Genomic DNA, 13,605 nt, shown 5'->3' with positions numbered 1-13,605 from the left:
CTATTTATGCTTATGATTCTTGATAGAGCACTCTGATATTGTACTTATCTTATCACAAAAGTGGATGTGCTTTTGAAGTGAATAAAATTAAAGCAAAGGAATTCTGACATGCGCTATATCGATCCTAATCAACCTGGTTCAAAAGTTCAATTTAAATCTCAGTATGAGAACTTTATTGGTGGGCAATGGGTAGCCCCAGTAAAAGGCGAATATTTTGATAATATTTCCCCTGTAGATGGTAAAGTTTTTACCAAAGTTCCGCGTTCTACTGTAGAAGATATCGAGTTGGCATTGGATGCTGCTCATAAAGCAAAAGCAGACTGGAACAAATCATCTCCAACAACGCGCTCAAACTTACTGCTTAAAATTGCAGATCGTCTAGAAGCAAACCTTGAATTACTTGCTGTCGCTGAAACTTGGGACAATGGTAAGCCTGTTCGTGAAACCCTTGCAGCCGATATTCCATTAGCTATTGACCATTTCCGTTACTTTGCTGGCTGTATCCGTGCTCAGGAAGGTGGAATTTCTGAACTTGATGAAGATACCATCGCTTATCATTTCCATGAGCCATTGGGCGTAGTTGGTCAAATCATTCCATGGAACTTCCCAATCTTGATGGCAGCATGGAAACTTGCACCTGCGTTGGCTGCGGGGAACTGTATTGTTTTAAAACCTGCTGAACAAACACCTGTTAGTATTTTGGTTCTGGTTGAACTGATTCAGGACTTACTACCTGCGGGTATCTTAAACATTGTGAATGGTTACGGTGCAGAAGTGGGTCGTCCACTGGCAACTAGCCCACGTATTGCCAAAATTGCATTCACAGGTTCAACTCAGGTTGGCCAGTTGATTATGCAATATGCAACTGAAAACATCATTCCTGTAACACTTGAACTTGGTGGTAAATCTCCAAACATTTTCTTTGAAGATGTTATGGACAAAGATGATGACTATCTTGATAAAGCGTTGGAAGGCTTTGCCATGTTTGCCCTTAACCAAGGCGAAGTATGTACTTGTCCTTCACGTGCATTAGTTCAAGAAAGTATTGCCGATAAATTCCTTGAAAAAGCCATTGAACGTGTAAAACGTATCAAAACAGGTCACCCACTTGATACTGAAACCATGATTGGCGCTCAAGCATCTTTAGAGCAACAAGACAAAATCTTAGGTTGCATCAACACAGGTCGCAACGAAGGTGCTCAACTGCTAACAGGTGGTGAAGCACGTCATGAAGTTGGTAAAGGTTTCTATATTGAGCCAACCATCTTTAAAGGCAACAACGACATGAAAATTTTCCAAGAAGAAATTTTCGGGCCTGTGTTGTCTGTAACAACATTTAAAGATTTTGATGAAGCAATCAAAATTGCCAATGACACCATTTATGGTCTAGGTGCGGGTGTTTGGTCACGTTCAGCACATACATCATATCGTGCAGGTCGTGCAATTGAAGCAGGTCGTGTTTGGACAAACTGTTACCATATTTACCCTGCCCATGCAGCGTTTGGTGGTTATAAAAAATCAGGTATTGGTCGTGAAAACCATAAAATGATGCTTGATCATTACCAACAAACCAAAAACTTGCTTGTCAGCTATTCAACTAAAGCGATGGGCTTCTTCTAATTGCTGATTTAACGGTTCTCCATCGTGCAGCAAACTTCGGTTTGCTGCATTTTTTTTATTCTATTTCTACAATCATCAATTTCTTTTTCTGTCCGCACTGTCGACATTTCAAATGTTCAAAACAGATTCAGAGATTGTTTTTAACCGCATAAAAAAAGCTGTAAGGCACCAAACCTGACAGCTTTTTATTTTACATTAACAACTTAAATTAGAACTGGTAACCAGCCGCAAGGTAGTAACCCCATCCTGTGTTTTTAAGCTGCACACCCCACGGTGTTGTTGCGCCATCATCCCACTGACCACCGTTGTGGAAGTAACGTGCTGCACCATAAAAACGCATATGTTTCATGTTATAAGAGAAAATATGGGTTGATACAAATGCTTCGTTGGTACGGTAACTACCTTCTGTTTTTTCACCTAATTTAGAACCGAAGTCATAGTTGCTAAAGGTAAAATAGTTTAAAGTCGCACCATTGCCAAAAGTGTAAAGTGGATAGAAGAACTGTACTTGTAAACGTCCACCATCATTCGATGAATACGCATTGGCTGCACCGTAGTTTTCCCATTGCTGTTTCGCATATAGGTTAACATTCATACCTAATTTAGTATGGGTATCAATCGATGTTCCTACACCGTAATACAACGTGTTTTGACGCGAATCAGTTGTTGAACCGACATCGACAATCCAGTCGGCAGCCAAGAACCAGTCTTTAAATGGACCTACAGATAAATCTTTACCTGTTAAGCGGTTAAAAGAAAGTTTAGGTTCTTGTTCTGCAAATAGTTTAGAACTGTTTTTATCCCAAACACCTTTGATATTTTCATTGCCACCAAAATATTTCGGTGCATCAAAATACCCATATAAATCTACAGGGCCTTTTTGACCAAAATATTCCAGTTCAAGATAGCCATTTTCTGCTAGACGAGGTCCAAACATTGTATTGTTACTATAAATACCCCAAAGCGTTGTATTTACAAAATCGCCAGCATTTGCCGCTTGTGTGCCACAAACAGCGAGTGCTGCAAGCACTGCACAACTCAATGTCTTCATTGAACCCATACCAATAGCTCCTATGCATTTGGTCTATTAACAATCATTTCGAGAGATCACGCCTTAAAAATAAGTGCATGTCGGATGTGTTCATCTTTCATCCAGACCCAGCATTTTTCAGCTACAGCGACCTAAACAAAGTTTAAGTAAGTTTCCGTAACCATCGGTGAAAGATCAACAAACCCAAATATAAAAAATATTTAATTTAGCAATTTATATGCCATGCTCTATGCAAAACATGGTCATCGTCTAATTGCAAAAATGCGAAAAATCTTCAAAAAATCATATTTCTAGTAATAAAGTGAAATACTTACACTAAAAACCGAATGATTTTTTTAAATCCTGCATTTTTAAAATCGCAGATTATATATTCTTAATCATAAAATACAACAACTTATTTTTACCAAAGAACATTTTGTTAATAAACTACTGAATTTTTATATATTTTTGTAATTTTAAAATCACACATGCTATCCATTAATAATTATGGCTTGCAGCCCATGTATAGAATATGAATAATTGCGATTCTTTTTTTTCACCTTTGATTTGGCATATAGCTTGCTTAAAGCATCTTCTCTACATTTTGATTCAATATGCTGAAAAATTTGAAATCATCTCCCATTAAAAGGAAATATGGCATGAAATTACTGCAATCTAGCCTTCTTGCAACAAGTCTGTTGTGCGCAACCCACCTCTATGCTCAAGCACCTGTTGTTATTCAAGGCGCTTTAGATATTGAAACAGATCACATGGTTAGCAAGTTGAGTCATGTAAAAACCAAAACGTATGGCGGATGGCAGTTCTGGGAAGGTCAATATAAAGGCCATCCTATCGTAATTTCACGTACACGTATGGGGATGACAGATGCTGCTGCTGCAACAACCCTAGCAATTGAACATTACCACCCTGCTGCGATTATCAATCAGGGAACATCTGGCGGTCATGACCCTGAACTAAAAGTATTCGATATTGTTTTAGGTAAAACATCGGAAAATATTGGTGCATTCATTACCCCTAAAAAAGCATTGGGTGAAGGTTCTAATGCTTTGACTTGGAATAAACCATTTAATGTTTTACCTAATGATAACTCTGACGCAGAAGCCAGCCGCCATCTTACGTTTGCAGGTGACAATAACCTGATTCAGGCAGCCAACAAAACAACTTATACCAAAGGCCGTGTGGTTGAAGGTGTGATTGGTTCAGCCGATGTTTGGAACAATGAATTAGACCGCATTAAATTTTTCCACGACCATTACAAAACCTCTGTAGAAGAAATGGAAACAGCCTCAGCAGCACAGGTTGCATCTTTCTATAAAGTACCATTTCTTGGCATTCGTGTTTTATCGAACAATGCAACCAATAACGGCGGTTATAATCCAAACACAGGCGAAGCATGTCAGGATTATGCTTTAGACGTTGCAACAACTTATTTAGCGGCACAAAAGAAATAATTGTCATTTTTGGCTGATAAATCTGCTCGATTTATCAGTCGCCTTTCTCCAACACACTCCTTTTTACTTACATTCTTCGTCATAATTTTTTAAATTCTACTTGCCATTTTGCTGTAAAAGAGAAATGCTGTCATGAAGCAGAATGAACGACATGTGAATAAAAATGACCACAATTAATCCGCTTTTACCCAAAACCATTTATGCAATTCAACATCTTGCTTTTGAAGACCTCGGCTCTTTAGAAGATGTCTTTTATCAACTCGGATTTCGTATCCGTTATTTCGAAGCAGGCGTTGACGACCTGAGTCCTGCGCTGAATTATGATGGTTTAACCATTATTTTAGGTGGGCCAATTGGGGTCTATGAACAGCAAGATTATCCTTTTTTAGAAGATGAAATTTTTGGGTTAAAACAACGGCTTGCCCAAAGAAAGCCAACCATTGGCATTTGTTTAGGCGCACAATTGATTGCACATGCTTTAGGTGCACGTGTCTATGCGGGACATCAAAAAGAAATTGGCTGGAGTCCACTGGCCATTCATCACCCACAGCATAATATCTTAGCTCCACTACAGGATATTCCAGTCTTGCACTGGCATGGCGACACTTTCGACCTTCCAGAAAAATCAACACTGCTTGCTAGTTCTGCTATTTATCCAAATCAAGCTTTTCAAGTCGGACATTACATCCTTGCACTACAATTTCACTTGGAAGTCGACAGTGAGCATTTAGAAAAATGGTTGATTGGTCATACTGGTGAGTTGCGCCAAGCAAAAATTGATATTGTACAACTCAGAGCGGATAACCAACGCTACGCACCTGCACTCATGCAAGCAACAAAGCAAATTTTTACTCAGTTCCTTGCACAGATTGGGCATATTTAACACATCAACATTCTTTGTCTTGAATATTCATTTCAAAGGATGTTTTTTCATGTAGAAACACATCTGGCACTTTAATAAAAATATGTTTTTGTATGAAAATAATTTTTATTAGAAATAGCATAATAAAACTAAAAATTTTGACTTTATTAAAACCAGATATATGCTAATTATTTTCAAAATATAAATATATAATTAAAAAAACATGATATTGTTGACTGCTTTTAAAAACAAAAAAGGAAAAAAGATGAATATAAAAATCGCTTCAATTGGTGTGCATCATCCACAAAACCAGAAGGACAACCATTATTATATTCAAAAATTTGATAATAAAGAACAAATTACCAATCTCCTTGAAAAAACAGGAAGAAATAAGAGATTTATTGTTCATGATCCAGATGAAACTGTCATTACAATGGCAACGACTGCCTCAATCAAAGCATTAGATGAGAAAAACTTATCTGGAAACGATATTGATATTATTATTTTTGCATCCACGACATTTGAATATTTATGTCCAACAAATGCATTAATTTTGCATGCTCATCTTAATGTGAAGAAAGATTGTGTTTGTTTTGATTTAAATGCAAACTGCTTGGGCATGTTTCTAGCTTTAGACCAAGCAGTATTATTACTGTTATCGAATGAGCGATATAAACGTGCATTGGTCATCGGTGCAGACTCAATGAGTCGAATTTCACATGAACATACCCCAATGCCATCGACTATTATTGGTGATGCAGCAGCAGCCCTCATTTTAGAAAAAACCGAAGGACATTTTGGAGGTCTGATTGACCGTGTTTATCAAACAGATAGTCACTTTAAAGATACGATTGTTTATCCACCAAAGGGATTTTCATACACAGGAAATGAAGAGAATAAAAAACTCGATTGGGGTAATTTTACTGGTTTAGATAGTGTGAAATTTGCTATTAAACAATTAAACCAATTATTGGAAAAACACAATCTTTCCATTGAACAAATTTCTTGTTTTTTATTTTCACAATTTACCAAAGCAAATATTGATACCATAAGAGAACGTGCCAAAATAAATGAAAATAAAATTGAATATATTGGCGATCAATATGGATATACGGGTGCCAATAGTCTTTTTATTGCTTATGAAAGTCGGCTCAAAAAAGGCTTATTAAAAGACGGGGACTTTATTATTTTGTGGACACTTGGGGCAGGTTATCAAACTGGGATTATGCTTTGGAAATTATAAAAAATTTAAATATAAACAGGTTGTCTAATATGATAATCCTTTCATTTTTATTCAAAAATTTTTCTATTCATTAAAACCATTTCAGCCAGTGATTATACAAACCATTGGCTTTTTTCAAATACAAAAAGCATAAACTTCTGCTAAACCTATAATATTTCAAACTCAATTCGTGATGAATGAATATCTATTTCGAAGAAATTGCTCTTTTTCAGGTCAATATAGTCTTCAAAACTGGTAACTTTATTCTTTCAAGATTTCCACAAACCACAAAGCCACCTTTCGGTGGCTTTTAGCAACGCATAAACTGCAATTATTTTGCTGCTGGTACTTGCGCTTCTGCTGTAATGTTTACAGTGATTTTGTCGCCCACGTTCGGTACATAGTTTGCGATACCAAACTCTGAACGGCTAAATGAAGTTGTTGCATTGAAGCCAACAGCAGGTGATTTCGTCATAGGATGAATACCTTGTTTGTTCAATACAGCATCTAAAACAACAGGTTTAGTAATACCTTTAACAGTTAAGTTACCTGTAATTTTGAAATGTTTTTTATCTTTAGTTTCTACTTTGGTACTTTTGAATGTAATGTTTGGATATTTAGCAGTATCGAACCAGTCTGCTGTTTGGAATTCTTTATCCAAAGCAGTCACACTTGTGTTTACACTGCTTACAGGAATGGTAACGTCAACAGAAGATGCAGATGGTTTTGCATTATCAACATTAATCACACCTTGAATATCTGTGAAGTTAGCACTTGGTGTTGAAAAGCCAAAGTGATTCCAAGAGAAAACTGTTTGCGTATGTGTTGGGTCAATCTTGTATGCAACAGGTGCAGCCATTGTGAAAGAACTTGCAACCGCCACAGCCAAACCTAAAGATAATGCTTTAAAATTCATTTACTTATTCCAATGTAAAAGTGATTATTTTTTTAATTATAAGCTTTTATGGATAAAAAACATTATTAACAATAAAACGTTTTGTTGCATTCATGCAACAATTCGAAATTTAGCATTTTCTTCACCCCCACAAATCAAGTGCATGCTCTAAAAATAAGTGCTGTTGCCCCGTCAAAAAGCTTGCCTCACGCCCTTTACACTGCAAGGTTCTTAAGTGTTTAGATTATTTATAAACCGATTTTCTTTCAAAGCCTCAATAAAACAATCTCAGAACAACTGCATATAAAAATACTTCAATTAAATTTTTTGGCATTTTTTTTGCTTAATACAATTGAGACATAAAGATATGTGTCACCGCAGCCAACGACGCCTGCTTGAAAATAGCGTTTAAACCATATGCATTATGACATCTGGTTTAAGCCTTAGATGCTCTCGCATAAATCAAGTGAAAGGTAATTCCATGGCTGAAATGATCAAAACGGTCTGTCCATATTGTGGTGTCGGATGTGGCATGGTGCTACAGGTTGAAGGCCAGCAAGTGGTGAAAATTATTGGGGATAAAGATCATCCAACCAATTTTGGTCGTCTATGCACAAAAGGTTCTTCTGCCCATCAAGCCTTACACCATTCGGGACGAATGGAAAAAGCCTATCATCGTTCAAGCCGCCAAACAGAAAAAGTCGCATGTGACATGCCTTTTGCTATTTCGCAAATAGCACAAAAACTCAAACAAATTTTGCAACAACATGGTGCAGATGCCCTGTCATTTTACGTTTCTGGGCAAATGTCACTTGAGGCTCAATATCTCATTAACAAACTTGCCAAAGGTTTTATTGGCACAAATAACATCGAGTCCAACTCGCGGCTGTGTATGGCAAGTGCGGGAACGGGCTATAAACTTTCTTTAGGGGCAGATGCGCCTACTGGTTCTTATCAAGACTTCGACCATGCGGATGTCTTTTTAGTGATGGGTGCCAATATGGCAGATTGTCATCCAATTTTATTTTTAAGATTGATGGATCGGGTTAAAAAAGGTGCCAAACTGATTGTGGTTGACCCACGTCGCAACACTACTGCTGAAAAAGCCGATTTATTTTTACAAATTAAAGCAGGTACAGATTTATATTTGCTCAATGGCTTATTACATTTGTTGGTCAAAAATAAAAAAATCAATGCAGATTTCATCGCCCAATACACCGAAGGCTGGGCGCAAATGCCCGAATTTCTAGAAGATTACCCGCTTGAACGGGTTGCCGAAAAAACAGGGCTTGCTGAACAGGATATTCTACAAGCAGCAGAATGGATTGGCTCCACACCAAACTTTATGAGCTGCTGGACAATGGGGCTGAACCAAAGTACACATGGGACGTGGAATACCAATGCCATTTGTAATCTACATTTGGCAACAGGTACGATTTGCCATTTAGGTGCAGGGCCTTTTTCCCTTACAGGACAACCCAATGCTATGGGTGGACGTGAAATGGGTTATATGGGGCCAGGACTACCCGGACAACGCAGTGTTCTGTCTGAATCAGATCGTTCTTTTATCGAAAATTACTGGAACTTGCCTCAAGGACAGCTCAAAACCCAACTGGGTAAAGGGACAGTCGATATGTTCCAGCGTATGCAATCTGGTGAAATTAAAGCCTGCTGGATAATCTGTACCAATCCTGTTGCCAGTGTTGCCAATCGCCAAAATGTAATTGATGGTTTAACTGCTGCTGAACTGGTGATTGCACAAGATGCTTTTTTAGACACCGAAACCAATCGTTATGCCGATATTCTATTGCCTGCTGCACTTTGGGCGGAAGCCGAAGGCGTGATGATCAACTCTGAACGCAACATGACCCTCATGCAAAAAGCGGTTGAACCGCCCCAAGCGGCTCTACCCGATTGGCAAATTATTTGCCAGGTTGCCTGTGAAATGGGCTATGCCAATGCCTTTAACTATACTTCGGCTGCCGAGATTTTTGACGAAATTCGCGGGTGTTCCAATCCTAAAACAGGCTATGACCTACGTGGGGCAAGCTATGCACGTTTAAGAAAAACGCCACTCCAATGGCCTTGTCCTCCATTAGAAACGCCCCAAGGTGAACATGACCGCCACCCTATTCGTTACCTCAACGACGGCATGAGTCAGCCTTTATTTCACACTCCAGACAACCAAGTTCCTGCTTTGGTTTTTCCAACCGAACATGGTAGAGCCAACTTTTTTGCACGTCCGCATTTAGACCCCGCAGAAATGCCTAACGATGATTTTCCTTTTATTTTGAATACAGGGCGTGTGCAACATCAATGGCATACCCTCACCAAAACAGGAAAAGTTCCTACACTCAATAAATTGAACCCTGCGCCATTTTTAGAGATCCACCCCGAAGATGCCAAGCGACTCAATATTGTCAACCAACAAGCTGTTGAAATTCGTTCTAAACGTGGATGTGCTGTTTTGCCCGCACTGATTAGCGAACGGGTCATGCAAGGCAACTGTTTTGCACCTTTTCACTGGAATGATGTTTTTGGCAAAAATCTTGCCATTAATCACGTGACCAGCGATGCAATTGATCCGCTTTCGCAACAACCTGAATTTAAAATTTGTGCCGTACAACTGTGCCCAACTGAGGTTGAAGCAGGTTCGGCATTTTTTAAAGATGTTGCTCCAACTGTTTCTACTCCATCAACTGTTGCCGAAACATCAACTAACCCAACACTGTCACCCGATATGAATGCCATCGCTCATGTAATGCAAGCCCTCGGTATTGCCAACCTTGTACCTGTACAACTCAATGAACAGGAAAAAAACTATCTGGCAGGTTATTTAACAGCACTGCAAACACTTTCGCCCGCAGCCAATACCTTGCCTGTTTTACCTGAACAAGCCCCTTTTTCAGATACCCATAAAGTCTGGGTCAACGGTATGCTTGCGGGGCTTTATGCACGACAAAATTTTGATGCAACACCTTCACATCCCTCTGACGAACAACGACCAACCGACACTGCTCCATCTCAACCCAATATCACCATTGTCTGGGCATCGCAAACAGGGAATTGCGAAACACTGGCACAGGATTTTGCAGCAAAAGTAAAATCTTCAGGTCTGGCGGTTCATTGCTATGACATGAATGAATTTTCTGTCGATCATTTAAAACGTAGTCAATATTTACTTTGTATTAGCAGTACGTTTGGGGATGGCGATGCGCCTGATAATGGACAAGGTTTCTGGAATGATTTAAATACTCAAAAAGATCTCGATTTAAAATCGGTACAGTACAGCGTATTGGCTTTGGGCGATCCAAATTATGATCAGTTCTGTGGTCATGGCAAACGCCTCGACCAAAAATTAGCCGAGCTTGGCGCATCACGGATTTTTGACCGTATTGATTGTGATACCGATTTTCAGGAAAAAGCCGAACAATGGTTCAATCAATTATTGGGTAAATTAAATACCCAAACCAGTTCACCTATTGAAAAAACGGCATCCCCATTAAAGCCAAGCCAAATTGTGGTGAATGAACCCAGTAAAGCCCAACCGTTTTACGCACGACTAATTACCAATCAAAAACTCAGCCAAGAAGGTTCAAATAAAGATGTGCGCTTATTCGCCTTTGATATTCAAGGTTCGGGAATTCGTTATCAGGCAGGTGATGCATTAGGGATTTGGCCGAAAAACTGCCCTGAATTGGTTGAAGAATTACTCAGTGTCACGAAACTCTCAGGTGATCATCTGGTGTCAAAAGTCGATTTGGTTGAAATGCCTTTACGTCAGGCACTTATTGAATATTTTGAAATTGCCAAACCTCAAATCAAAGCATTACAACTGATTGCCAACAAAGGTAACTATAGTTATTTACAGGCTTTATTGGAGTCACCTGACAAATCTGAACTAAAAAAATGGTTATGGGGTAAACAACTGGTCGATATTCTGCATGAATATCCTGCACGGATTTCGGTGAGTGAATTACTAAGTATTTTGCCAAAATTGCAGCCCCGTTTATATTCGATTTCCTCTAGTCCCGAAGCCTATCCAGATCAAATTCATCTGACAGTTTCGGCAGTGCGTTATCCTCAGCAAAATAAACAACGTAAAGGTGTATCTTCGACTTTTCTCGCTGACCGTGCAGAACAAGAAACCATTGGAATTTTTGTACAAAAGTCCGCCTCTTTCCATCCCCCTCAAGATGCCGAAACGCCCTTAATTATGGTTGGCCCCGGTACGGGCATTGCGCCATTTCGTGGTTTTTTACAAGCACGTTTTAAACAAGGTCATACAGGTAAAAACTGGCTGATTTTCGGTGAACAATTTTCCAGAACTGATTTTTACTATCAAGAGGAACTCGGCACCTATCTGAAGCATGGTTTTCTCACACGGCTAGATTTGGCTTTTTCACGGGATCAGGAACAAAAAATTTATGTACAAGATCGAATTCGTGAACATGGTGCTGAAATGTGGCAGTGGCTTGAACAAGGGGCATATTTTTGCATTTGTGGTGATGCCAGCCGTATGGCGAAAGATGTCGATGCTGCGTTAAAAGATGTGGTAATGCAATATGGTCAAATGGATGCTGAGCAAGCTTCGGACTATGTCATGAACATGAGTCGGGAAAAGCGTTATTTGCGAGATGTGTATTAATATTTAAGAGGGCAAGTTACCAAAACTGCCCCTCTTTTTTATTTAAAATAATGCAAATAGCCAAAATAATCTTCAACAATCGATCCCTGTCGATAATCCGAATAAATCAGAATTCATCTTAACCTAAGAATATCTTCCACGAAGGATAAAGATAAAACCTTTAAATATATGCAAAAAAATGCCAGTCAATTTCTGAATTGACTGGCATTTATCTTAACCGATTATTTTTTATCGTACTGGTTTAACTCACATTTTTTAATGCAAAGTCTCGACCATATAACAACCTGTCCCGAATTGCAGAGATTGGGGTCTGGTCACTAATCAACTCTGAATACCATGCACCATCTTCGGTATCACCGAACAATACCGCACCAATCATTTTATCTTCACGAATAATCAGACGTTTGTAAATTTGACGTTTTTCATCATGCAAAATAATATCTTCGTATTGGCTTTGCGGTTCGATATTGCCTGCGGAAAAGACATCGACGCCACTCACCTTGAGCTGCGTTGGTGTTGGTAAAGTTTTAAAGGTCAAACTGCCATGTTCTGCCAAATGCATTGCACAGACAAATGCCTGTCCCCATAATGGTTCGACTAAACCAAAAGTTGTGCCTTTATATTCAATACATTCGCCCACGGCATAAATACTTGGGTCATAGGTTTGCATGGTGTCATTAACAATAACCCCTCGGTTACAGCGTAACCCTGCATTTTGCGCCAAAGTCATATTGGCACGAATCCCCACTGCAAATACCACTAAATCCGCATCGATTTGAGTACCATCCGCCAACCTTACCGCAGCCACATGTCCATCTTGTCCAATAATTTCTTCAGTCACAGCTTCAGTCTTGATCTGAATTCCTTTTTGCTGAATACTTCTGCGCAACATTTCACTGGCTCGCTGGTCAAGCTGACGCTCCATAACCCGATCCATCAAATGCAGCACCGTGACATTCATGCCCCTTTGTTTTAGCCCATAGGCTGCTTCTAAACCGAGCAAACCACCACCAATCACCACTGCATTTTTCTTACTCTGACTAAGTGTGATCATGGTGTTAACATCGTAAATGTCCCGAAAACTCACCACACCCTGTAAGTCTTTTCCTTGAACAGGCGGAATAAAAGGACGTGAGCCTGTCGCCAAAATGAGACGGTCATAGTCAACGGCCACGCCTGATTTGGTCATCACTTTTTTGTTACGGCGGTCAATCTGTGTGGCTAAATCCCCCGCAATGAAATGAATGTTTTTTTCACGATACCACTCAGGTGTATGCAGCATGATTTGCTCAATGGTTTTTTCACCAGACAACACGGGCGATAACAAAATGCGGTTGTAATTCCCCCATGGTTCTTCACCAATGACTGTAATATCATATAAGTCAGGTGCCATATCCAGTAAGTCTTCCAAACAGCGCATCCCTGCAAGTCCATTTCCGACCAACACCAATTTATGCTTTTGTTGTTGTGAAGCGACATTGGTCAAATAGGTTTTTTGAGCCTGTGCCGATACCCAGACTTCATCATCAACCACCTGACAAGGATAAACATTCAAATGATGTTCGGCATCTTCAAGACAACGACCTGTTGCAAGGCTAAAGTGTTGTTTATAGATAGGCGATGCAATCACACGCTCGCCCTGAATATCTCCCAAAATGCCACGTGACATGACATTCGCCCCGCTAAATGGGTCGTGGTTGCTCAAGGCATAAATGCGCTGTTCATCCCCAACACGAAACAAGGCAATTTGCACATCATTCACTAAAGCACACACGCCTGTATTGGGCTGGATTTGACTCAAGAGGCATACCTTTTGCCAGTCTAAATTATGTTCTAATTGATTCATTTTGTTTTCC

General features: G+C 39.4%; 8 protein-coding genes. 5 read left to right on the top strand and 3 right to left on the bottom strand.

Features of this window, described 5'->3' with window-relative positions; genetic code table 11:
* Nucleotides 1-108: 108 nt before the first annotated feature.
* Complete coding sequence (locus ABDV70_RS00205) at nucleotides 109-1,620, top strand: aldehyde dehydrogenase family protein (RefSeq protein ID WP_343594500.1); 1,512 nt, start codon at nucleotides 109-111, stop codon at nucleotides 1,618-1,620.
* Nucleotides 1,621-1,828: 208 nt separating this feature from the next.
* On the opposite strand, the gene tsx is transcribed toward ABDV70_RS00205, so the two are convergent.
* Nucleotides 1,829-2,680: a nucleoside-specific channel-forming protein Tsx gene (tsx, locus tag ABDV70_RS00200; protein WP_343594499.1), complete on the bottom strand. Its 852-nt coding sequence runs from the start codon at nucleotides 2,678-2,680 to the stop codon at nucleotides 1,829-1,831.
* A 629-nt stretch (nucleotides 2,681-3,309) separates the two neighbouring features.
* Between tsx and ABDV70_RS00195 the strand changes: the two genes are divergently transcribed.
* The 3 genes from ABDV70_RS00195 to ABDV70_RS00185 all read left to right on the top strand — a co-directional run bounded on the left by ABDV70_RS00195 (nucleotide 3,310) and on the right by ABDV70_RS00185 (nucleotide 6,227).
* Nucleotides 3,310-4,122, top strand: a complete 813-nt coding sequence (locus tag ABDV70_RS00195; RefSeq protein ID WP_343594498.1) for a 5'-methylthioadenosine/S-adenosylhomocysteine nucleosidase — start codon at nucleotides 3,310-3,312, stop codon at nucleotides 4,120-4,122.
* Between the two features lie 163 nt (nucleotides 4,123-4,285).
* On the top strand, nucleotides 4,286-5,005 hold the full coding sequence (locus ABDV70_RS00190) for a glutamine amidotransferase (protein WP_343594496.1): 720 nt from the start codon (nucleotides 4,286-4,288) through the stop codon (nucleotides 5,003-5,005).
* A gap of 244 nt (nucleotides 5,006-5,249) precedes the next feature.
* Nucleotides 5,250-6,227: a ketoacyl-ACP synthase III gene (locus ABDV70_RS00185; protein WP_343594494.1), complete on the top strand. Its 978-nt coding sequence runs from the start codon at nucleotides 5,250-5,252 to the stop codon at nucleotides 6,225-6,227.
* 310 nt (nucleotides 6,228-6,537) lie between these two features.
* On the opposite strand, the gene ABDV70_RS00180 is transcribed toward ABDV70_RS00185, so the two are convergent.
* The gene (locus ABDV70_RS00180; protein WP_343594493.1) at nucleotides 6,538-7,122 is read right to left on the bottom strand and encodes a YceI family protein; all 585 of its coding nucleotides are present in this window, start codon (nucleotides 7,120-7,122) and stop codon (nucleotides 6,538-6,540) included.
* 460 nt (nucleotides 7,123-7,582) lie between these two features.
* Between ABDV70_RS00180 and ABDV70_RS00175 the strand changes: the two genes are divergently transcribed.
* On the top strand, nucleotides 7,583-11,749 hold the full coding sequence (locus ABDV70_RS00175) for a bifunctional nitrate reductase/sulfite reductase flavoprotein subunit alpha (protein WP_343594492.1): 4,167 nt from the start codon (nucleotides 7,583-7,585) through the stop codon (nucleotides 11,747-11,749).
* Between the two features lie 241 nt (nucleotides 11,750-11,990).
* Here the strand turns inward: ABDV70_RS00175 and nirD are convergent, their stop codons facing one another.
* Nucleotides 11,991-13,595 carry a nitrite reductase small subunit NirD gene (nirD, locus tag ABDV70_RS00170; RefSeq protein ID WP_343594491.1) on the bottom strand — a complete coding sequence of 535 codons (1,605 nt, stop codon included), beginning with the start codon at nucleotides 13,593-13,595 and terminating at the stop codon, nucleotides 11,991-11,993.
* Between the last annotated feature and the right edge of the window lie 10 nt (nucleotides 13,596-13,605).

Origin of the sequence: Acinetobacter sp., assembly GCF_039596015.1 — a bacterium.
Lineage (GTDB): Bacteria > Pseudomonadota > Gammaproteobacteria > Pseudomonadales > Moraxellaceae > Acinetobacter.
This window is presented reverse-complemented; position numbering and strand designations above follow the sequence as displayed.